This is a genomic window from Streptococcus sp. SM3 (assembly GCF_027497875.1).
Window position 1 is genome coordinate 23446 of record NZ_JAJNSA010000011.1, and the last position, 21990, is coordinate 45435.

General features: G+C 41.7%; 30 protein-coding genes. 4 read left to right on the forward strand and 26 right to left on the reverse strand.

The features are described from left to right. The 21 genes from PAN06_RS03385 to PAN06_RS03485 all read right to left on the reverse strand — a co-directional run bounded on the left by PAN06_RS03385 (position 1) and on the right by PAN06_RS03485 (position 14678). The gene (locus PAN06_RS03385) at positions 1-1335 is read right to left on the reverse strand and encodes a DUF438 domain-containing protein (protein WP_269795592.1); all 1335 of its coding nucleotides are present in this window, start codon (positions 1333-1335) and stop codon (positions 1-3) included. Beyond that, positions 1335-1568 (reverse strand): DUF1858 domain-containing protein, encoded by a 234-nt coding sequence (locus PAN06_RS03390; protein WP_000368739.1) that lies wholly within the window; start codon positions 1566-1568, stop codon positions 1335-1337. The genes PAN06_RS03385 and PAN06_RS03390 overlap by 1 nt, the downstream gene beginning before the upstream one ends. 221 nt (positions 1569-1789) lie before the next feature. Then, positions 1790-1942: a hypothetical protein gene (locus tag PAN06_RS03395; protein WP_198913379.1), complete on the reverse strand. Its 153-nt coding sequence runs from the start codon at positions 1940-1942 to the stop codon at positions 1790-1792. Next, a complete protein-coding gene (locus PAN06_RS03400; protein WP_061864554.1) occupies positions 1939-2121 on the reverse strand; it encodes a hypothetical protein in 183 nt (60 codons plus the stop codon). Before PAN06_RS03400 ends, PAN06_RS03395 begins: the two co-directional genes overlap by 4 nt. A gap of 214 nt (positions 2122-2335) precedes the next feature. Further along, positions 2336-2686, reverse strand: a complete 351-nt coding sequence (gene rbfA / locus PAN06_RS03405; protein ID WP_001273601.1) for a 30S ribosome-binding factor RbfA — start codon at positions 2684-2686, stop codon at positions 2336-2338. A 75-nt stretch (positions 2687-2761) separates the two neighbouring features. Then, positions 2762-2899, reverse strand: a complete 138-nt coding sequence (locus PAN06_RS03410; RefSeq protein WP_160312879.1) for a hypothetical protein — start codon at positions 2897-2899, stop codon at positions 2762-2764. Then, positions 2874-5675, reverse strand: a complete 2802-nt coding sequence (gene infB, locus PAN06_RS03415) for a translation initiation factor IF-2 (protein ID WP_269795593.1) — start codon at positions 5673-5675, stop codon at positions 2874-2876. Before infB ends, PAN06_RS03410 begins: the two co-directional genes overlap by 26 nt. A gap of 16 nt (positions 5676-5691) precedes the next feature. Next, the gene (locus PAN06_RS03420; protein ID WP_001041390.1) at positions 5692-5991 is read right to left on the reverse strand and encodes a YlxQ-related RNA-binding protein; all 300 of its coding nucleotides are present in this window, start codon (positions 5989-5991) and stop codon (positions 5692-5694) included. Then, positions 5984-6277: a YlxR family protein gene (locus PAN06_RS03425; protein ID WP_000857557.1), complete on the reverse strand. Its 294-nt coding sequence runs from the start codon at positions 6275-6277 to the stop codon at positions 5984-5986. Before PAN06_RS03425 ends, PAN06_RS03420 begins: the two co-directional genes overlap by 8 nt. A 21-nt stretch (positions 6278-6298) precedes the next feature. Beyond that, positions 6299-7435, reverse strand: a complete 1137-nt coding sequence (gene nusA / locus PAN06_RS03430; RefSeq protein WP_000032285.1) for a transcription termination factor NusA — start codon at positions 7433-7435, stop codon at positions 6299-6301. 43 nt (positions 7436-7478) lie between these two features. Next, a complete protein-coding gene (gene rimP, locus PAN06_RS03435) occupies positions 7479-7958 on the reverse strand; it encodes a ribosome maturation factor RimP (RefSeq protein WP_000338691.1) in 480 nt (159 codons plus the stop codon). Positions 7959-8083: 125 nt separating this feature from the next. Further along, on the reverse strand, positions 8084-8719 hold the full coding sequence (trmB, locus tag PAN06_RS03440) for a tRNA (guanosine(46)-N7)-methyltransferase TrmB (protein ID WP_001266094.1): 636 nt from the start codon (positions 8717-8719) through the stop codon (positions 8084-8086). Then, positions 8716-9510, reverse strand: coding sequence for a phosphotransferase family protein (locus tag PAN06_RS03445; RefSeq protein WP_269795594.1), 795 nt, complete (start codon positions 9508-9510; stop codon positions 8716-8718). Before PAN06_RS03445 ends, trmB begins: the two co-directional genes overlap by 4 nt. A 161-nt stretch (positions 9511-9671) precedes the next feature. Further along, positions 9672-10283 carry a type II CAAX endopeptidase family protein gene (locus PAN06_RS03450; RefSeq protein ID WP_269795595.1) on the reverse strand — a complete coding sequence of 204 codons (612 nt, stop codon included), beginning with the start codon at positions 10281-10283 and terminating at the stop codon, positions 9672-9674. A gap of 68 nt (positions 10284-10351) precedes the next feature. Then, the gene (gene blpZ, locus PAN06_RS03455) at positions 10352-10561 is read right to left on the reverse strand and encodes an immunity protein BlpZ (protein ID WP_269795596.1); all 210 of its coding nucleotides are present in this window, start codon (positions 10559-10561) and stop codon (positions 10352-10354) included. Positions 10562-10602: 41 nt separating this feature from the next. Then, the gene (locus tag PAN06_RS03460; RefSeq protein WP_269795597.1) at positions 10603-11292 is read right to left on the reverse strand and encodes a CPBP family intramembrane glutamic endopeptidase; all 690 of its coding nucleotides are present in this window, start codon (positions 11290-11292) and stop codon (positions 10603-10605) included. A gap of 84 nt (positions 11293-11376) precedes the next feature. After that, complete coding sequence (locus PAN06_RS03465; RefSeq protein ID WP_164226411.1) at positions 11377-11781, reverse strand: immunity protein; 405 nt, start codon at positions 11779-11781, stop codon at positions 11377-11379. Continuing rightward, on the reverse strand, positions 11778-11942 hold the full coding sequence (locus tag PAN06_RS03470) for a hypothetical protein (RefSeq protein ID WP_269795598.1): 165 nt from the start codon (positions 11940-11942) through the stop codon (positions 11778-11780). The genes PAN06_RS03465 and PAN06_RS03470 overlap by 4 nt, the downstream gene beginning before the upstream one ends. Before the next feature lie 210 nt (positions 11943-12152). Continuing rightward, a complete protein-coding gene (locus PAN06_RS03475) occupies positions 12153-12509 on the reverse strand; it encodes a hypothetical protein (protein WP_033679716.1) in 357 nt (118 codons plus the stop codon). 68 nt (positions 12510-12577) lie between these two features. Continuing rightward, positions 12578-13927 (reverse strand): sensor histidine kinase, encoded by a 1350-nt coding sequence (locus PAN06_RS03480; protein ID WP_269795599.1) that lies wholly within the window; start codon positions 13925-13927, stop codon positions 12578-12580. 13 nt (positions 13928-13940) lie between these two features. Beyond that, positions 13941-14678, reverse strand: coding sequence for a LytTR family DNA-binding domain-containing protein (locus PAN06_RS03485; RefSeq protein WP_269795600.1), 738 nt, complete (start codon positions 14676-14678; stop codon positions 13941-13943). A 295-nt stretch (positions 14679-14973) separates the two neighbouring features. On the opposite strand from PAN06_RS03485, the gene PAN06_RS03490 reads away from it, so the two are divergent. After that, entirely contained in the window at positions 14974-15303 is a 330-nt protein-coding gene (locus PAN06_RS03490; protein ID WP_269795601.1) for a helicase BlpT, read from the forward strand. A gap of 61 nt (positions 15304-15364) precedes the next feature. Here the strand turns inward: PAN06_RS03490 and PAN06_RS03495 are convergent, their stop codons facing one another. Further along, complete coding sequence (locus PAN06_RS03495) at positions 15365-16414, reverse strand: ABC transporter permease (protein WP_269795602.1); 1050 nt, start codon at positions 16412-16414, stop codon at positions 15365-15367. Then, positions 16411-17142, reverse strand: coding sequence for an ABC transporter ATP-binding protein (locus PAN06_RS03500; RefSeq protein ID WP_084923465.1), 732 nt, complete (start codon positions 17140-17142; stop codon positions 16411-16413). Before PAN06_RS03500 ends, PAN06_RS03495 begins: the two co-directional genes overlap by 4 nt. Before the next feature lie 67 nt (positions 17143-17209). Here PAN06_RS03500 and PAN06_RS03505 point away from each other — a divergent pair, with 67 nt between their 5' ends. The 3 genes from PAN06_RS03505 to PAN06_RS03515 all read left to right on the forward strand — a co-directional run bounded on the left by PAN06_RS03505 (position 17210) and on the right by PAN06_RS03515 (position 18656). Beyond that, on the forward strand, positions 17210-17620 hold the full coding sequence (locus tag PAN06_RS03505; protein WP_001278317.1) for an HIT family protein: 411 nt from the start codon (positions 17210-17212) through the stop codon (positions 17618-17620). 9 nt (positions 17621-17629) lie between these two features. Next, on the forward strand, positions 17630-17917 hold the full coding sequence (locus PAN06_RS03510) for a hypothetical protein (RefSeq protein ID WP_020901023.1): 288 nt from the start codon (positions 17630-17632) through the stop codon (positions 17915-17917). Positions 17918-17978: 61 nt separating this feature from the next. Then, the gene (locus PAN06_RS03515) at positions 17979-18656 is read left to right on the forward strand and encodes a hypothetical protein (RefSeq protein ID WP_080977203.1); all 678 of its coding nucleotides are present in this window, start codon (positions 17979-17981) and stop codon (positions 18654-18656) included. Positions 18657-18716: 60 nt separating this feature from the next. Here PAN06_RS03515 and dnaJ read toward each other — a convergent pair whose 3' ends face one another. The 3 genes from dnaJ to PAN06_RS03530 form a co-directional block, all read right to left on the reverse strand. Next, positions 18717-19853, reverse strand: coding sequence for a molecular chaperone DnaJ (gene dnaJ / locus PAN06_RS03520; protein ID WP_269795603.1), 1137 nt, complete (start codon positions 19851-19853; stop codon positions 18717-18719). Positions 19854-20051: 198 nt separating this feature from the next. Next, positions 20052-20684 carry a DJ-1/PfpI family protein gene (locus tag PAN06_RS03525; RefSeq protein WP_125458162.1) on the reverse strand — a complete coding sequence of 211 codons (633 nt, stop codon included), beginning with the start codon at positions 20682-20684 and terminating at the stop codon, positions 20052-20054. Between the two features lie 111 nt (positions 20685-20795). Then, the coding region (locus PAN06_RS03530; protein ID WP_269795604.1) for an Hsp70 family protein at positions 20796-21990 on the reverse strand (1195 nt) is incomplete at its 5' end.

Here is a 21990-nt window from a genome sequence, read left to right on the forward strand (position 1 = left end):
TTATTCTAATCCACGAAAATAGTCCGTGTCAATCTCACGGTAGGGCTGAATATCCTGAACATACTCCAGCACTCCTTGGAATTCTCCATTCTCATCATGGACTGCAGCATAGGTGATATGAACAAACTTACCTCGCGACTCAGACTTAAACCACATTTCATACTTGTCCTTGGTTCCCTCACGAAGCCCCTTCATGATGGTCTTGACCTTGTCCAAGTACTTAGGTGGATGGCAGAGTTCGACATTGCGCCCAACTTGGGACGGCGTCCGTTTGAAAATCATCTCATCAGCTGGCGTATTATCATTGTAATACTGGAAAATATCGTCTTTATTGACAAAGGTAATCTCCATAGGGAGGTGATTGAGGATGAGATTGGCCTGCTCGACCGAGAGATAGCCATTGCCAAAAGCCTGTTGACTATGGCGGTCCAGCACTGCTTCCTTTTCCTTAGGGGTAAAGGTAATGGTAAACTGTCCTTCTGGCGTATCAATAACCTGCTGAACTTGCCCCTCTGCCGTATCTAGCTGTACAGGCTCCTCTTCACTCTTTTCCTCAACAAAACTCTGGCGTTCTGGCACCCATTTCTCAGATGGACGGATGATGGCATAACCATAAGCGTCGCTCTCCTCTGCAATCTGAAGCCAGTCATCCTGAGTAAATGACTCAAGGAGAATCATGAGAAGGATGGACTCTTCCTTGAAAATCATACTTTCAAACTCTGTCGCAAAGGCTTCAAAAGCTTCTTTTACACTGCTAATCGGCACTTCTGGTAATGACTTGGCTGTCGCTAAAGCTGTTTGAAAGAGTTCCCTGATCTGATCATCCACTCCCCACATAACTTTAGGAGGGGAATCGTGTCCATAGCGCTCCATGATAGGAAAGAAGAGTTCTTCTTTACGTTGATAATGGATGTCAAATTGCCCCACAAGTCCCATCTGACGCACCAAGCCCTTGCGCATCTCCGACAGCATTTCCTCATCTTCCATAGACTCATAGGTATCTAACAATCTACGAATGCGAATCAAGGCCGCACGGAGAGCCAGATTTTCTTCCTTAAAGACCCGAACCGGGTGACCTGGATGCTCGGTATCCTCTACTTCGACACCTTTAATAGCATTTTTAAAAAGATTAGCATGGACATCGCAGAGTTCCATGACATCTTCAAAGGTGACACCTGAGTCTGAGTTCATCAGCTCGTGCTCCATGAGAGAAATCTCGATGGCTGAAACACCTGTAAAAGTCGCATCAAAGCGCTCCTGAACTGATTCAGGAGAGGCGCCATTATGCAATTCTAACAAAATATCCCGTAGGACATGAATCCGTTCATCTGCCATTAGTCTAACCCAATCACTTCGTAGCCATTCGCTTCCAGAGTGCGAACAATCTTGTCCATAGGAGTTCCTTCAAGCTTAGAACCCTGCTTAAGCGATACTTTGCGACCGACTGTGTTGCGCATCAAAGGATTGGCAAGGGGTTTAAAACCCAGCTCCACTAGGATTTCCAAGACTTCTGGATGCTTGTCCACCACTTCTGCAACGGGAATTGACACATCGATGATATTGTCCATAACGACCTCCATGTATGTTCTAATACTCAATGAAAACCAAAGAGCAAACTAGGAAGCTAGCCGTAGGCTGTACTTAAGTACGGTAAGGTGAAGCTGACGTGGTTTGAATTTGATTTTCGAAGAGTATAAAATGATTTTACTGCTTATATTATATCATATGGGAAGAGATTAAAAAACTAGCAGTACAAAACCTGCTAGTTCTCCTAGACTTGAATTACCACCTAAAAAAGTTTAAAGAGCCAATCCAATAGCTTAAATAATAGCTTGTAAAACAGCAATTGGACTGCAAAAGAGATGATCATCCACAAGAATTTCACAATGCCAATAATCGGTTTGATAAAAATAATGGCAAGAATTGCCCAGAAAAATTTCATTCTCTCTCCTCTGGCTTGATGAGCCACCGAGCCGTATCCATTAGCTTGTCTGCAATAAAGAGTTTCCCCAGACCGACAACTACATTGTCATCTTTCTTTATCGTTTTCATTACTTTTACACCTTGCATGGTCAAAAAGTAATTCCCATAAATTTTAGCAAAAGCTTTGATAGGTCCCATATTCTCTTCCCTCGTTTAACTACACTTTTAAAATGATGACGATACCAGTCTTGCTGACTATTGCTGAAAAATCGCTTTATTTCACTTTCCCAATTCCTATAGTATCATACAAGCTAAATTTTATAAAGCTTTTTAATAATATTTAACTCTGGAAAGATTCCCCAGCATGTTTTATTGCCTTTTCCTCCACCAAAAAAGAGGGTTGCCCCTCTTCTTAGTTCTTATCCAGATTGCGTAGCATTTCGTCAATCTTGTTTCCATACTCTATGGACTCATCTTTGACGAAGGTCAAATCTGGGATTTTGTACAATTTCAAATTGCGACCAAGTTCACGTTTGATGGTACCAGTTGCTTTTTCAAGCCCGATTTGGGCTTTTTGATTATCTGAAGCAAGGTTACTCAAAATGGTGTAGTAAACCTTGGCAACAGACAAGTCACCTAGCATCTGAACATCTGTGATGGTCACGCCTTGGACACGCGGATCACGGACTTTCTTTTGCAAAATCTCATTGACTTCACGCTTGATTTCCATGCCCACACGATCCGTACGGAAATGATTTGCCATGATATTCCTTTCTCTACTTTGAACCAAAAGCTAGGCCAGCAGACCTAGCTATTTTTAAACTTCTTGATTTTTAATTCAAATTGAAACGAAGTTCAATTTGAAATCATCCGCTTCTTTCGCTATGGGGAAAGTGATGGAACCATCGGTTTGCTTGCGTCCCTCACCACCTAAGAAAGGAGCAAAAATCTTATCGTTTGATTTCTTCCATGACATAAGCCTCAATCACATCATCAGTCTTGATATCATTGTAGCCGTCAATCATCAATCCACCTTCACGACCGTTTGTAACTTCTTTGACGTCGTCTTTATAGTGTTTCAAGCTTGCGAGTTCGCCATCATAGATAACGACACCGTCACGAATAACACGGACTTTAGAGTCACGGGTAACCTTACCGTTGATAACCATGAATCCACCGATAGTTCCCACTTTAGATACCTTGAAGGTTTCACGAATAACTGCTTCACCAATAACTTTTTCTTCGAATTCTGGATCAAGCATCCCTTTCATGGCTTCTTCCATCTCTTCGATAACCTTGTAGATAATGCTGTGGAGACGGATTTCAACATCGTCAGCTTCTGCTTGTTGACGAGCTTGTGGTGTAGGGCGTACGTTGAAACCAACGATAAAGGCATTTGAAGCTTCGGCAAGAGTCACGTCTGATTCGTTGATAGCACCGACCGCAGAGTGAACGATGGTAACTTTAACACCTTCCACATCAATCTTCTGAAGTGAGGCAGAAAGGGCTTCAACAGAACCTTGTACATCGGCCTTGATGATAACGTTAACTGATTTTAGTTCACCAGCTTTGAGGGTATCAAAGAGGTTTTCAAGGCTGACACGTTGGGTAGCTTGACGTTGTTTCATAAGGGCACGTTTGGCACGTTCTTCACCTGCTGCACGCGCAGATTTTTCATCTTCGTAAACGGCAAAGTGGTCACCTGCCATTGGCGCTTCGTTCAAACCTGTGATTGACACTGGTGTTGATGGTCCAGCAACCTTAACACGACGACCAAGGTCGTTGGTCATAGCACGGACACGACCGAAGGTATTTCCGACAACGATTGGGTCTTGGACATTCAAGGTACCTTGTTGAACAAGTAGGGTTGCGACCGCACCTTTTCCTTTATCCAAGCGAGCTTCAATAACTGTACCGATTGCACGCACTGTTGGGTCTGCTTTGAGTTCTTGGATTTCAGCCACAAGAAGGACTGTTTCCAACAATTCTTCGATGTTTTGGTTGAATTTAGCTGAGATTTCAACAAATTCAGAATCTCCACCCCAAGCAGTTGACATAACTCCATGCTCTGCCAATTCACCGATAACGCGTTCTGGGTTAGCACCTGGTTTATCAATCTTGTTAATGGCTACGATGATTGGAACGTTGGCCGCTTTTGAGTGGTTAATGGCTTCGATAGTCTGAGGCATAACCCCGTCATCTGCCGCTACGACCAAGATAGTAATATCGGTAACAGAAGCACCACGCGCACGCATAGATGTAAAGGCCGCGTGTCCTGGTGTATCAAGGAAGGTAATCTTCTTACCATTTTCCACGATTTGGTAGGCACCGATATGCTGAGTGATACCACCTGCTTCACCTGTAGCAACACGAGAGTTACGAAGGGTATCTAGGAGTGTTGTTTTACCGTGGTCAACGTGTCCCATGATGGTTACAACTGGTGGACGCTCAACCAATTCATCTTCATTGAGATAACCATCTTCAACAAAGAAACGTTCGATGTCGGCATTATCCACTTCAACTTTTTGTTTGGCTTCGATACCATAATCCACCATGAGGAGTTCGATTGTTTCCCCATCCAAGGATTGGTTTTGTGTGGCCATGACACCCATCATGAAAAGTTTCTTAACGATTTCAGCTGGTTCACGTTTGATACGTTTTGCGATTTCCGCAACGGTCATACCATCTGTATATTCAAATTCTGTTGGCAATTCATGGAATTTACGCTCCGTAACAGGTTTTGGAGTCTGATTGCGGTTGTTCTTGTTATTGCCTTTTTTGTTCTTTTTGTTGTTATTCCAGTTACTATTTCTTTGATTTCTCACTTGATTTTGACTACTTCGATTCTTTTGTTGTTTTCTAGGACCATCTTCTTCGTGATCATAATCATCACGTTCTTTGTCTGGTCGAGCTTGTTTTTTACGACGTGTATCCACTGGCGCTTCTTTAGCTACAGGAGCTGGTTCAACCACTGCTTGAACTTGCTGTTCTTGTTGCGCTTGTTCAGCTAACTTAGCCACTTCTTCAAAGATTTCCTCTGGCTCCTTGCGTTTGTTAGCTTGGGCCAAGGCTTCTTTGGCAGCCTGAGTCTGCTTGAAACGTTCCTCACTTGAACGGGCATATTCTGCATTTTGCTCTGCTTTTAGGGCTGCTGCACGGGCTTTAAAGTCAACACGTGGAGCCGCTTGATTTGGACGTTTGTCCTCTTGTTGACGGCGCTCATTACCACGATTTTGCTGACCTTGCTGTTTTTTAGCTTGGTCGTTAAAACGGCGATTGTCGCGGTTGCCTTGACCTTGTTTTCCACCATTGCGGCCGTCGTTTTTCTGACGGTTTCCGTTTTGTTGTTGGTCACGGTTATTGCCCTTATTTTGCTTGCGTCGTTCTGCCTGCTCTTTGGCACGAGCTTCACGCTCAGCCTTAAAATTACGGCTTTGCGGTTTAGTTGCTACTTTTTCTGCCTTCGGAGCGACTGGCTCAGCCGGTTTTGCCTCTTCCTTAGCTACAGCTGGTTTAGCTGGCTCAGATTTTTCGGCTTTCTTTTCTGCACTTGCTTTTGGTGCTGCAGGTTTTGCTTCTGCTTTCTGAGCAGCTGCAGGCTTAAAGCTGGCAGCGATTTTTGCAGCGACAGCTTCTTCCACACTTGATGAGTGGCTTTTCACATCCAAGCCCAACTCTTTTGCACGCGCTACAACTTCCTTACTTTCTTTTCCAAGTTCTTTTGCGATTTCGTACAATCTTTTCTTAGACAAATCATGTCCTCCTCTTCTATTCCATAAGAGACCTCATTTTCTTTGTAAATCCAGCATCTGTCACAGCCAAAACCTTTCTCGATTTTCCGACTGCTATGCTTAATTCCAGTGTTGAAAACACGGTTACAATTTCTACTTGATAATAATGACTTTTATCTTGAATCTTCTTGGTCAGATTGGGTCCTGCATCATGGGCTAGAAAGACCAACTTGGCCTTGCCGTCTTGAATGGCTTTAACGACCAATTCCTCACCCGATATAATTCGCCCTGCTCGCTGAGCAAGTCCCAAGAGATTGCTTATCTTTTGCTTATTCAAGTCCTAACTCTCTTCTTTTCACTTTGTGATCCACATAAGCGATCAACTCGTCATAAAAGCTTTCTTCCACTTCCATGTCAAAGCTCCGGTTAAAGACCTTCTTCTTTTTAGCCTCTAAGGCTTCTGCATTGTCTAGCTTGATATAAGCGCCGCGACCATTGGCCTTGCCTGTCGGATCGATAAAGACTTGCCCTTCTTTGTTTTTGACAATACGGAGCAAATCACGCTTATCAATCACTTCATTGGACACAACAGACTTGCGCAAAGGGATTTTTCTCGTTTTCATCTTTCCCTCCTCTAGCAGCTTTTATTCTTCTACAGTATCGTTTTCTGCTTCCAAATCTACCGAACCAGCTTCTTCCATGGCTTCAAATTCGCTAGCAGACTTGATATCGATACGGTAACCAGTCAAATGAGCTGCCAAGCGAACGTTTTGCCCACGACGACCGATGGCAAGAGAAAGCTTGTTATCTGGAACAACCACCAAGGCACGTTTGCTGTCGTTTTCATCAAAGATAACTTGGTCAACTTCAGCAGGAGCAATGGCATTGTAAATAAATTCAGCTGGATCTGCTACCCACTCGATAACGTCGATATTTTCTTCGATTGGCACCATACGGTCGCTCTTGGCATCGTAGCGAGCTGGGTGGAATTTGCTGGTAATCTTCTTAATATTCGCTCCACCACGTCCAACGATTGTACCGATAGCGTCCACGTTTGGATTATGGCTACGAACGGCAACCTTAGTACGGTCACCAGCTTCACGAGCCACGCTCATGATTTCAACAGTTCCATCATAAACTTCTGGAATTTCTTGCTCCATCAAACGTTTGATCATTTCTGGATGGCTACGGCTAACAAAGACGTTGACACCGCGAGGGTTGTCTTCAACCTTGTAGACATAAACTTCGATACGATCATGAGAAGCAAAAACTTCACCAGGAATTTGATCTTGTTTTGACAATTGGGCTTCGATGCTACCAAGGTTGACATAGATAAAGCGGTTGTCAAAGCGTTCTACAGTACCAGACATGATTTCTTGTTCATGCTCTTTGTAAGTATTGTAAGTGATGGCACGTGTTTGCTTGCGCATTTTTTCCATGATGGTTTGTTTGGCAGATTGAGCTGCTACACGACCAAACTCAGCAGGTGCTTCTTCAAACTTGATTTTATCACCAAGTTCATAGGCTGAATTAATGGCAAGAGCGTCTTTCAAGCTGATTTCCAAACGGCTATCAAATACTTCATCAACAACTTCACGGACAGTATAAACGGTAAAATCACCTGTTTTTTCGTTAAAGTCAATAGCTACGCTGTCTGATTGACCATAGCGTCTGCGATAAGCGGAACGAAGCGACTCTACTACTGCGTCGATGATGTCTTCTTTTTTGATTCCCTTGTCTTCTTCCAAAATGCGGAAGGCCTCTAGCATTTCTTTACTCATGTTTTCTTCACTTTTGAATCCTCAAAAGCTATCCTTTCTTTTTCTATAATTTAACTGCTAAACGTGCTTTTGATACTAAACTATATGGAATTTGGACAGTTTTCTTACGTGTCTTGTCCATATATTCCATAGTCAACTCGTCCTCTTCAAAGGCCAACAAGGTTCCTTCAAAGACCTTTTGCTTATCGATGGCTTGGTAGAGCCCGACATGGATGTATTTCCCAACCGCTCCAGCGACGGCATCCTTGGTTTTCAAAGGACGTTCCAAGCCTGGACTGGTGATTTCTAGGAAATATTGTTCTGGGAAGGGATCTGGCTTGATGGTGTCTAGGACAGGACTGATAATTTCTGTCAAGTCCGCCGTATCGTTCAAGGTAATTCCTTCAGGTTTATCTACAAAAATACTGAGAATCATGTCACTGCCAATCTTTCCATACTCGATATCCACGAGTTCGAAAGGTGCTTGGATGACAGGTTCTACAACTTCTCTGACTAATTCTACGATTGTTGCGATTGCGTCCACCTCCTCATAAGCAAGAGGCGAAGATATTTCCCCGCCTCACTTTTCATATTCTTACTCTTAGTATAGCACGTTTGCCAACTTATGTAAAGCAAAAGCACTTATACAGCCTGATTTCAGGCTATTTTTTAAAATTCTGCCTCAACTCGGTAGATAACTTGACCCTTGTTGGAGAATTTTTGCTCGTATTCTGTCATGACATTGCCTTCAAAATCACTGGCATGTAAATCAAGCCAGACACCATTGAGCTTCATGCCATACTGAGAAAAACTCACGAGGCTGTACTCAAACAAGCCACGGTTATCCGTCTTGAAATGAATTTCCCCATTTTCAGGCAAGATACGCTTGAAGGTATCCAAGAAGGTCTTGTAGGTCAAACGACGCTTTTCATGGCGTTTTTTAGGCCATGGATCTGAAAAGTTCAGATACAAGCGATCAATCTCACCGTCTTCAAAATAGTCAGTCAAGTCAGAACCATCTACCCACAAAAGCTTGATATTAGGTACTCCAACTTCAAGCACCTTGTCCAAAGCGTAGCTCAAAACAGACTTTTGAATATCAATCCCGATATAGTTGATGTCAGGATTTTGCTTGGCCATACCTGAAACAAAGGCACCCTTTCCACTTCCTACTTCCACATGAATAGGATTATCATTTCCAAACAAGTCCCGCCATTTTCCCTTTGCTTCCAAGGGATTGAGGACCACATACTGGGGATTTGCCTCTAGTAATTCTGTCGCCCCTTTACGATTTCTAACTCTCATCTTCTCTTTCCATACTTGTCTCGGAAGTGACGCAAGCCATGAATCTCCCGATTGACATTTTCTAAATCTTGGTTCATAAAATACTTGGAAATCTGGCTCAAATAAGACAATTGACCATACCAATACAATTTATTTAATACCGTTTGATTGTACTTATAACCGTAGTAGGTCAACCATTCCTTCCACTGATGTTCTGGAATATAATGGCAGAGCATATGGGCCACATCAAACATGCGGTCGGTCAAACGAACCGAATCCCAATCTACCAAATAAATCAAGCCACTATCTGTCTCAATCCAATTACTATGTCGTACATCTCCATGGACAATGGTCGCATGGTCCTCTCTAAATCCTGGAATAGTCTGACGTAAATCAGCCATCACTTCACTGATAAAATGATTTTTACGCAAAGCATCTGGAGCCGTTTCCTGCCAAGACTGCAGTAAATCTACAGGTGTTTCCATGGCATACCCCAAACGACTCAACTGTGTCATCAACGGACGTGAGCGATGAAGACGGGTTAAAATATTGACGATTTGTTTACGATTCATATCATAGGGGGTCAATATTTTGCCTGTCAACCATTCTTGAGCACACATATCACGCCCATCTGCCAAACGGCGACTCCATAATAATTGTGGAGCAATTTGTTCTCTAGCTAGACCAGGTAGGATTGGAGAGGTGTTCATTTTTACAAAGATGCGCTTCCCATCAGGATAGCTACCCATATAAGCCTTGCCACTTTTCCCAGGTATGGGAGTCAGTGTTAGCTCATTATCACCCAAATCCATTTCTTTCCTCCGTATAAAGTTTCCTTACTATTCTACTAGTTTTTGGCCTATTCGTCAACCGCTCCACACCCGATTCTCAAAGAAAAGCCTCTGGGGTGGCTTGGCTATCATTATAACTTGAAAAAGGTAAGCACCGTCTTCTGCTTACCTTTTCATGATTTTTATAAATAATATAAGAGTGGCCAAGCATTGTAAAACATGTGAACTAGAGTAGAAACCCATAGGTTTTGGCTCTTTTTATAAGCAAAGCCCAGTAACAAGCCCCCCAGTAGATAATAGAAAAACGAAGGGATATCATAAGGTTCATGCATAAAAGAAAAGAGAGAGGAAGTCAGTACAAGCCCTAACCAAGAATTGTCAAAAACCGCACCCTGAAGAAGTCCTCTAAACAGGAGTTCCTCATGGATAGGTGCCAAAACCGTGACATTTACAATAAAGGAAAGCGAAAGTCCATTACTCGTTTTCTCAAGGTGTTGAACCGAAGCACCAGAAACAACTGAGAAAAAAGCATGATAGCTAATACTTACCAGCACAGTGAGAAGAAAAATTCCAATGAAGAGCAAGAGTTGTTTCCTGCTTAACATCCCCAAAGAAATCATATCAAACCATTTCGCATAGCCAAAACTAAGGAAAAGCAAGAGACTCTTTATAATAATGAATGTGTACTGGTGTTGAAAATAATCCCCTTGATTGACGGAATATCCCGCTGTACCAATGATTGCAAATACTAAAAATCCCAAAAATAAGGCATGGCACTTATTAAAAATTCTCATAAAACTAGCCTCCCCACCAAACAGACTTCCTACACGTCATTCTTTAGTTCTAGCCTTTCCAAAACAAACTATTTGAGTAGCCAAAAGCCGACCACATAACCAGCTCCTAAGAAGATAGCCATTAAAGCTAGCATGAAATTTAGGAAATAAAAGACCACAACAGATACAAAGGTTAGCACAAAAACATTGAAGGCAATGGTGTCAGAAGCCAAATCTAGAATATAGGGCGTCAACCAGTCTAAGGTTTTTGAATCTAGGAAAAATAAGTGTTTATACATGGTGACCTCCTCTATGGCTGAAAAGCAAGTCTTTTGGTTTTTTACCCCAAGACCCTATGTAGAAAAGTGAGCAGAAATGGTAAGTTTGCGATGATATTATTAACAATATGAATCGAATAAGAAGGATAGATACTCTTCGTATAACGTGTCAGCCAGGCATATAGACAGCCCACTGCCGTATAGACAAAAATATCTGCAAGACTTGGCAAGCTAGAAAAGTGGGGCAAGGCAAATAAGAATGACGGAAAGAGAAGATCCAGTCCCCACCTCGAATTCTTAAAGAAGGCATGTTGAAGCAGCCCCCTACATACCAATTCTTCCATCAGAGGTCCTAGTACGATTAAGGTTAGGTAAACACCAAACTCCGCAAAATTTGTCTCACTATAGGCAATAAACAAATTCCACCCTTCATTAGTTCCCTGCACGTGTTTAGCTGTCAGATAGTTAAAGCATATCAGCACAACAGCGGCTAACACCGTCAGGACGGAATAGCTCAACCACTTTTTTCTAGGGATACGAAAGAGATAAGCATGGCCCGACCTGACCAAAATCCAAATCATCAAGCAGATAAAGAGAAGGCTGATGATGTTTCGAATCCAGATAAGATTTCCTACCCAAGACGAGAACTCCCAATAATTGCTCCAAAATTTGGTTGTCCAAAACAAGCCAAAAAACAGAAACAAATAAGAAAGAATTGCACTCGTTTTGAAAAGAATAGCGTGTTTTTTCATAGAACTCCTCCTACTATCTACAAGACAACGACTAGCCTAATACCTCCCCTTGCCAGACCATAGGTTAGTCCCATATAAAACAAGCTACTTTTTATAATACTTCAAACCCCAAATAAGTAGAAGCATGATAAGCAAGCAGAGAATAGCACCAATATAGGCAATTAATTGTTGGTAGAATTCTCCTGCTGTGATTCCTCTATACAAACAAATAATAGACATAAAGCCTGTCAAGCCAATATACATGAGTTGATTGGTTCTAGGACTAACCAAATCATCATCTTCAAACTCTCTTATCCTCATTTCCCTAGTGAGGTAAACAGTAACCAAAATAGAGGCCAAGTTAATAACCACTAAAAGAAATTGGAAAACCAAGGAAAAATTTAAAAACTGACGAGATAAAAATAGATAGGTAGAGACAAGCAAGGGCAACTGACCTAGGAACAATCTCGCAAGGAAGATGTTCCGTTTTTTAGCAAGAAAAGTTTTCATTTCTTTGCTCCTTTCTTTTTAGTTAAAGCAAGATAGATCATAACCGCAATCATATAGGCTATGGTATAAAATAGATGATACCAAATACTCTCCCTAAGCGGATAAAGAAGGATAGACATGATCAGATACAGAACGAGAATGATCAATATTTTTTTCTTCATAAAATTTCCTCCTAAATGTATGCTTTATCTTAGTTGAGCTACAACCTTTACACTGCTAGTATAGCACTCATTTTGACCTTGGATCACTCAAATCATAAATGGTCATCAAAACCTCTTGAATTGTAAAAATTTAAAAAGCAAGCATGGAAAACATACTTGCCCTGGGGGAACTTGACAATGTGAAAATACAAAATAGAAAACTACTCACCCTCACTTCCGTATGTTCTCATATATTCTCATAATCGCAACAAGGATAGCAGCTGTCCCACTTGCCAAAGCGATAAGGGTAATGATAATGTTGAGGATTTCAGGCGTACTCCCTATTCTATTGATAAGACGGAGTAGGGATATAACTGTCAACTGAATCAGGAGTATTGATTCTACTCTTACCATTGAAGTAAGTCTGTTTTCAACTGCATATAAAAAGGCTGGTAGCATAACACAGGCTATAGCAATCACAAACAGGTTGCTCCCTGTTTCTTCTCCCTTGTTCACCACGGAAATCATGAGAAGATTCGATGCTATAATCAACGTAGAACAGATGATAAAAAAGGATTTCTTATTCATATAGAACACCTCATATACTATAGTATTTTAATTGATGACTTCAGGCAGTACTTCTTTGCACAAGTCTTCTAATCATCAACTGACATCGAGTGAACCGTTAAAACTTGACGAAAGATTTGATTTTGACAGGTGGTATTTAGACTGGTATTGGGATAACTTTCCACAATCTTCATAACGGTATAGAGACCGACACCTCTCTCCTCCCCTTTAGAACTGGCTCCAAAGGAAAAGATTTCAGAAATATCTATCCCCTCTTCTTTGATGGAGTTTTCAATGATAAAGGTCTCTTGTTCTCCATTTTTTAAAAAGGCGATTGAAACATGAGGTTGACTAGCTTCCACACTGGCTTCAATAGCATTGTCACAAAGGATAGACACAATGGTTAGAAAATCAAGTAGACTCATCCCCTCGACCTGAATCTCCTCAGGAACTTCGACATTAAAGACAATCTTCTTATCTCTAGCTTTTAGAAATTTCCCTGCTAGAAGACTTTTGAGGGCATTATCACGAATATTCACCAATCGTCCAAGGTCATATTTATTGTCCTGCAATTTTTCACTAGAATCCTTTAAGACGGAGTCGTAGACCTCTTTTATCTGCTCCATGTCCTCCTCTTCAATGCCTAGACGTAAACTGGTCAAGAGGTTAGTGTAGTCATGGCGAAAGCTCCGGACTTCCTTGTAAAGTTCCTCTATATGTCGACTATAGCGTTCCATATCTCTATAGCGCAAGGCCTGCTCTTGGTCCAGTCTCTCATGGAGTTTGTCCTTCAAATAGGTATCCAGCTTCTTGATAATCCCCATAAAAAAGAGTAGGTAAAACACTAGAATCAGATGGCGAACAGTCGTTGATTGAATACCTTGTACATTTTCAAAATAAGACAGACTTTGCATCACTAGATAGTAAGCCCCCATTATCCAGTTAATCTTAGTCAGGGACTGTTGAAAACCTTTATCGAGAATCTCCCTTCTCAAACTAGTAAAATCATAGTCTAACCATTTTAAAAAGGCTAGAGAAATAAAGCAAATGAAAATTTTTATACATAACCAAATAAAAGAGCGGTCATCATACACATGCCCTTGCCCCAAAAATGGAAGCACAAAATAGGAGACTACCCTGAAAAAAAGATTCACCAACATCATTGGAAAGAGACCATAAAAGAAGAGTAGTTTTTTAGGAAGCCCTCTTAACAATAAGAAAGATAAACCAATGCCGTACAAGGGTTCCATAAAATAAGATAGGTAAGTATTTCCTACTATATAGCTAATCGTTACAAAAACAACTGCTAAAAGTAGCTTAAAAAGAAAGGACTTAAAAACTCTCTCCAGAGTTAGAGCAATTCCATCCACCTTAAAAAATATAAACAATTCCAGTCCAGATATCAAAAACACATATACTATCTTCCAAACTATTTCCATTCCATCACCTCACTCAATGCAAATTATTGATAGCTTCAGACACTTCCCTGACCTTATAACGGGCTATCATACAGCTTCCACCATTGGGAAAGTAAAGAAGTTTTTCTTTCTTATCCAAACGAACCACATTGGCAGGATTGATGAGAAAAGAGCGGTGGCACTGCAAGAGACGAGGTTCCTGCTTGAAAACCTCCTCTAAACTCGCTGTAAATTCCAGCCTGTCCGTCTTAGTATAGAGAATAACACGATGGGCTCTGGGCGACGTTTCGAGATAGTAAACCTCTTTAAAAGGATACTGAAATTGGGCAAATTTTGATTTAAAGTAAAAGCAATCTTCCGCCAGACTTTTACTGTCTTGACTATTGGCATAGAGAAGGGCTGTCTCGATCCGAGATTTAAACTCTTCTGCCGAAAGGGCCTTATCAATGTAGTCCAAAGCAGACACTTGGTAGCGAAAGGACAAGGGCATAAACTCCGAGTGAGTCGTCACAAAGACTATCAAGGCATAAGGATCCCGATCCCGAATCTTTCTAGCCACTTCCAGCCCCTTCATCTCCTCATTTCGAATCTCAATATCCAAAAAGAATAGCTGATGGGCCCCCTTCTCATGCACCTCTGCCAGCAGTTGGTCTGGCTTGCCAAATACCTCAAAAGAGCTGGGAATAATCTGATGTTCTTTCAAGAGTTTCTCAATGGTCGTTTCAATCCTAGTCTGTTGGGAAAAATCATCTTCTAAAACAAATATTCTCATCTTCTTACTCTCCTTGTTTCAATTTCTTCCTAAAAAGAGAATAGCAAAAATACTATGACACAAGCCCACCAAATCCTAAACAAGCCTTCAACGCTCCTGAAAGGTGTCTTGTTCCTCAAATAAGCATGATAATCTTACAACTATTTTATCATAAAATCTTAACAGTACCATTCAGGAAATTTCAAGTACAATTAAAGATTTGAGGCTGAAAAAAACTCTAAAAATGGTAGACTAACAGTATCAAAACACAGTTGCTAGAAACAAGACTGGCACCCAGATTAAAGGAGGAATTCTCATGACAGATACAGACCCTATCAAAAGAGCTCAGACTTTGATTACTGACTTAAACAAAGCCTACCAAGTCTGCAAACAGGCCACGGCTGACGACGTCCGCTTTCAGGAGCAATTAAACTCTATTCTAGGCTTTCTAGCCAAGGCTGAGACAGTGGATAATCGATTCTTGATTGAACTAGAAAAATTTTACCAGACTTGCAGTCTTCTCATGGGACTCAGCGCCCTCAATCCAGATGCTCCAACTCGCGCCGCTTGGCGGGCCTATGACCGCTTCCACTTTGACCAAGTCAAGACCAAGTTGAGTCTCTACGGACCAACCATTATCCTGTAGAAAATAAAAGAAGTTGAGACAAACTGAACTCAACTTCTTTTTTAGTGTCATACAGGCAATGTTAGTCCTGCATCTGACGTTTGACCTGATAAGGTAGGTACAAGACTAGTAAAACCAAACCAGCTCCCAGTAAGGCTAGAAGGGCTAGTTTTTCTTGGAAGGTAATCAACCCAACAACTAATTCCACTACTAAGACCAAACTGGTCAATCCTCGGACTACCGCCTGCAAGCCTTTTTCTTTTTGCCCCTTGTCCAGTGGAAAAAGTTGAGTCAAATACTGGTAGTCAAAGGCGTGATAGAGGGCCAGTAACTGGAAGAGCAAGAGGTAGTTAAAGAGAACCACCACTGCTGTCGCAATCCAAGCTTGCTCGATAAAGACCTGCGACAACAAAGAAAGCAAGAGAAGACGGAGACTGAGCGCAAAGAGATCTCCATTTCGCAGATAAGAACGCAGATAGAGATTTTGCCAAATCTTCCCAGGCACCTTCTGAACAACCTTTAGGATAAAGTCCAGATAGGCACGACGCTTGACGCTGTTTGAAATTCCCTTGACCTGCGTAAAGAGGGCAAAGAAACGAAGCAAGACTTGCTTACGCTTGCTTTCTTGGGAAATGACATAGTCCCAGTCCAGTCTATTTTCGGTGAAAAATTTGCTGGCCTTTTGACGAAAGAGGAAATATTTACCTACTCCCAATAAAAGCACATAGACCAGAAAAACAGGCAAACCATAACCCATTGCCAAAAATAAGGGCGCAAATAACAGCAAGAAAAGGGTCTGGACAAAGAGCCAAAAGACTAGGGAAATGCCAGTTTGACGCTTGAGATGGAGTTTGATTTCCTCTTCTCCGACCAAGAGAAAGAGCTTGTCTGGAGCCTCCATATAGGTGGCAATTCCACCCCAAAGCAAAAGTAAAACAGACGTAATTCCTACAAACAAAAGGATAGGCCAATGATTTTCAGGAAAATGTTGCAAGAGTTGACTGTACTGGTAAGCTAGAAAGCCTAGCAGAACAAGCAGGAACAAGACAAAGTGGTCATTGAGAACATAGCGCAAATAACCGACACACTCCTTACGAAAAGCCTGCTTTCTCTTTAAAAACAAGTCTTTCATAGTTCCTCCTCTTTAGTCAGAGCCAAGTAAATATCATTCAAACTAGCCTCAGGCATATCAAAGGCTTCGCGCAGTTGCGCTAAATTCCCCTTGGCACGTACCTCTCCCTTGTGGAGAATGACAAAGGCATCACACATCTTCTCAGCCGAATCCAGCACGTGAGTACTCATGAGAATTGACTTACCCTTTTGCTTTTCCACTTCCAAAAGCTGAATCAAGTCCGCAATAGCTAGCGGATCGAGCCCAAGGAAAGGCTCATCCACGATGAAGAGACTCGGATCCACCACAAAAGCACAGATAATCATGACCTTCTGCTTCATCCCTTTTGAAAAATGAACAGGGAACCAATCTAATTTCTGATCCAGACGGAACATTTTTAACAAAGGTTCTACTCGCTCAAAAGCTACCTTTTGCTCAATACTATAAGCCATAGCAACCGTTTCGATATGCTCTCTGAGAGTTAATTCCTCATACAGACTGGGCGTTTCAGGAATGTAACCAATCTGCTTGCGGTAGCTAGTCGCATCTTCTTGCAGGGTCAAGCCATTGATATTGATAGAACCGCTATAAGGTGTCAACAGACCGATAATCTCATTGATTGTCGTTGATTTCCCAGCACCATTGAGACCAATCAAACCGACCAACTGCCCACTTTCAACAGTAAATGACACATCTTTCAAGACAGGGACATGAACATAGCCACCTGTCAGGTTTTTAATTTCTAACATATTTTCTCCAAATCTGGTATAATGTAGCTATATTATATCAAAATTCAATACAGTAGAGGTAGATTTTATGTCAGATTGCATTTTTTGTAAAATCATCGCAGGGGAAATTCCTGCTTCAAAAGTATATGAAGATGAGCAGGTCCTTGCCTTTCTTGATATTTCTCAAGTGACACCAGGACACACCTTGGTCGTACCAAAAGAGCACTATCGCAATCTTTTGGAAATGGACGCTACTAGCGCCAGCCAACTCTTTGCCCAAGTGCCAAAAGTGGCTCAAAAAGTCATGAAAGCTACTAAGGCTGCTGGCATGAATATCATTGCTAACTGTGAAGAAATCGCAGGCCAAACAGTCTTTCATACCCACGTTCATCTCGTACCTCGCTACAGTGCGGACGATGACCTCAAGATTGATTTTATCGCCCACGAACCAGACTTTGACAAACTTGCTCAAGTCGCTGAAACTATCAAAAACGCCTAAGGAGTTGCCATGAAATTATCTAATCTACTGCTATTTGCAGGAGCTGCAGCCGGAAGTTATTTGGTCACAAAAAATCGCCAAGCCATCACAGATGAAGTCTTGAATACCACTGACCGCGTTCAAGCTATCAAGGACGATGTGGATATTATCCAAAACAGCCTGCAAATCATCGACCAGCAAAAAGAACTCATCAAAGAATACCAAGAAGACCTGACTTACAAGTTTAAGGTCTTGGAAAAAGATATCCAGACTAGACTAGCTGTCATCAAAGAAACACAGGAAATTGAAGATAAGTAAAAAGAGCCATGAACTTTCCTTAAATCTATTTTAGGTTGTCAGGGTCAAACAAAAAAGAGGAATGAAAATGAAACAGTTTTTTAAAATTCTGGCACAGATCATCCTAATCCCTTGTGGTTGCCTTAGCCTTCTTGCGGTCCTAGCATTTCTAGTACTGTTTTTTGCCTTCAGAGCCTCACCGATTGACATTCACAAGGGAAATAACGCCCTCAAACAAATCTTTACCTCCCTTGACATGCCTCCTAAGAAAGTAAAATCAAATGGAAGATATAAATACGAGGGTGGGGGCTTAAATTTTTATGTTACTTTCTCAGATGAGGTCATCAATAGCCATCCCGTCTTAAAAGAAAGTCCAAATCTCACCAAAAACCAACTCGAAGTCTATGTCCTACAGACTGGAGATATCTCCTACTATAAAGTAGGGGATAACTTGTTCAATCATGGTTTATTGCAATTTTTAAAGAAGGAAAGTAGGAATTATTTACAAGAAATCGGAAAGAAACCAAATCCTGATTACTCAGTTCTATATTGGAAGGATCAGGAAAGTCTAAAAAAGGGAATTGCATTCTATGAAAAAGCCTTGACTTTAGTGGATATTCAGGATAACTCTGCAATCAACCATATTGATACCGTTACCATTAAGCCTGGTAAAGAAGCGGAAATCAAGCAACTCATCCAAGATATGGATGCAGCTGGCTTGCTCAAGCAAAGGTCTGATAGAAAATCAGCCGATGAGTGATTGTTCCAATGCTAACATTACAAAGAATAAAGTAAAAAGAGCCCAACGGCTCTTTTTGTGTTATTCTCCTTCAAAGGCATCTTTAATATGGTCAAAGAAGCCCTTTTTCTTTGGATTGACTTTTAAATCACCTGCAGCTGCGAATTCTTTCAAGGCTGCTTTTTGGCGGTCATTCAAGCCTGTCGGTGTTACAACATTGACGGTAACGTATTGGTCACCAACTGCACCGCCACGAAGGCTCGGTGCTCCCTTGCCACGTAGACGGAATTTCTTACCAGTCTGAGTACCCTCTGGAATAACCAATTCAACATCACCGTGAACAGTTGGAATATCTACTGTATCACCAAGAGCTGCTTGGACAAAGTTGAGGTTCAGATTATAGAAAATAGTGGTTCCTTCACGTTCAAACTTATCGCTGGCTTCCACAGAAACCACTACATACAAGTCACCATAAGGTCCACCGTTAAATCCTGCTTCACCTTGACCCGCTAGGCGAATTTGTTGACCAGTTTCCACACCAGCAGGGATTTTCACATGTACGCTATGGGCTTGTTTTTTATGCCCTGTTCCGTGACATGTTGTACATGGATCTTTGATTTCTTTTCCGCGACCGTGACAGACATCACAGGTTACTTGGCGACGCATCATACCAAGAGGAGTTTGTGTATCGACGTTAATGACACCAGCACCATGACAGCGTCCACAAGTGACTGGACTTGTTCCTGGCTTAGCACCTGAGCCATTACAAGTACTACAGCTTGCTTCACGATTGTACTTAACCTCTTTTTCAGCTCCAAAAATAGCTTCTTCAAAGGTCAAATTCACACGGTATTGGAGGTCATCCCCTTGGCGAGGAGCGTTTGGATTGCGCGAAGCACCGCCTCCACCGAAGAAACTTGAGAAGATATCTTCAAAACCACCGAAGCCTCCTGCCCCATCGAAACCGCCGAAACCACCAGCACCACCAAAGCCACCGTTGGCTCCAGTCGCACCATATTGGTCATAGGCAGCCCGTTTTTGGTCGTCACTCAAAGTCTCATAGGCTTCCTGAACTTCCTTGTACTTTTCCTCAGCACCAGGCTCCTTGTTGATATCTGGGTGATATTTTTTCGAAAGCTTACGATAAGCCTTTTTGATCTCGTCTGCCGAAGCATTTTTTGACACCCCCAGACGATCATAAAATTCAGTATTGTTCATACAAGATACCAAGACCGTAAAATTCGACTGAAAAATAGGAAATCTGACGCTGGAGCTATGCTCCTAGGCAGATTTATCTTTTTTCCGAGAATTTAGGTCGGGTTCAATTCCTTTCTTTTATATTGAGTAATAAATTTGGGAACCCGTGTTCAATTCCCTGAACACCTTTGTTCCTTTCTATAATTTTCATGTAAATCTTTAGAGGCTGTTTTCTATACTCTGCTTCACTTGATTAAACTCTTCATCTGATAGAGTAAATATCAAATCCTCTTCAGCATACTCGTTCTTTTCTTTAAAATAGTTGTCCGTATTCTCTGCCAACCCTAAACCGAAAATCACTTTTCTTGCAAACTCTTGATGTGCAAAACCGATAGCCGTAATGATTTGTTTATCTTGGACAAGAACTTTCGGTTGGAAATTCTCACGTGGAAGAAATTCAAAATAGTCAAAGAAGTTTTGCCAAATTCCACCTGTAAATTTCGTGTCGTTCAACAAGCCTGCTTTCGCCAATAAAAGGGGCGCTGAAGAAATGGCTGCAATTAGTATATCTTGCTCATTAAGACTTCTCAAAAACGAGATCAATCTCTCATCTTGTAGAGCAGGACCTATATTTACCATTCCTGGCAAAATCACACAAGAATAATCTTCTATACGGATCTGATCCAATGTTTTCGTCGGTTGACAGGACAAACCATCCTCAGAGACCACCATCGAATTCTCAGAAGCTACATAATCAATCGTGATATCAAAAGACAGAGCTAAAGTACTTGTTAAAGTGGTTATCTCATAAAGAGAAAAATTAGGATAAATGACACAAAGTACTTTTTTCATACGCAACATCCTCTATTTTACCGAAAAACAGAGGCTGGGTTGCAACCTCTGGATTTCTTCTTATACTCACCTGATTTTCAAGCTCGGGATAAAATAGTCCACTGGACTATTTTATTTTTCCGTAAACTCTCCGTCTACGACGTCATCGCCTGCGTTTCCTGTTGCTTGTGCGCCTTCTGCTCCTGCTTGAGCTTGTTGTGCTGCTGCGGCTTGTTCATAGAGTTTAACAGCAAGGCCTTGAGCTTTTTCGTTCAATGCTTCAAGTTTTGCTTTCATTTCGTCCAAGTTGTTATCTTCTTGAGCTTTCTTAAGGTCATCAAGTGCAGCTTGGGCAGCGTCACGTTCTGCATCAAAGCCTTTTCCTTCAGTTTCCTTGATAGTCTTTTCAGTCGCAAAGATTGCTTGGTCTACTTCATTACGAAGGTCAACTTCTTCTTTACGTTTCTTATCTGCTTCAGCGTTTGCTTCTGCATCTTTCATCATGCGGTCGATTTCTTCGTCAGTCAAACCTGAGTTAGATTGGATCACGATAGTTTGTTCTTTTTGAGTTCCAAGGTCTTTAGCCTTAACAGAAACGATACCGTTCTTGTCGATGTCAAATGTTACTTCGATTTGAGGAATTCCACGAGGTGCAGCTGGGATATCTGTCAATTGGAAACGTCCAAGAGTCTTGTTATCTGCTGCCATTGGGCGTTCACCTTGAAGAACGTGAATATCAACGGCTGGTTGGTTGTCTGCTGCAGTTGAGAAGACTTGTGATTTAGATGTTGGAATAGTTGTGTTACGATCGATGAGTTTTGTGAAGACACCACCCATTGTTTCGATACCAAGTGACAATGGTGTTACGTCAAGAAGGACAACGTCTTTGACATCACCAGTAATGACACCACCTTGAATGGCAGCACCCATAGCAACTACTTCATCAGGGTTTACTGATTTGTTTGGTTCTTTACCAGTTTCAGCCTTAACAGCTTCTACAACGGCTGGGATACGAGTTGAACCACCAACAAGGATAACTTCATCGATTTCTGACAAGCTCAAACCTGCATCTGAAAGGGCTTGGCGAACTGGAACTTTTGTACGTTCTACAAGGTCACGAGTCAAGTCATCAAATTTCGCACGAGTCAAAGTCATTTCCAAGTGAAGAGGTCCAGCCTCACCAGCAGTGATAAATGGCAAGCTGATTTGAGTTGAAGTTACACCAGAAAGGTCTTTCTTCGCTTTTTCAGCTGCATCTTTCAAACGTTGCATTGCCATCTTGTCAGTAGACAAGTCAATACCGTTTTCTTTCTTGAATTCTGCTACC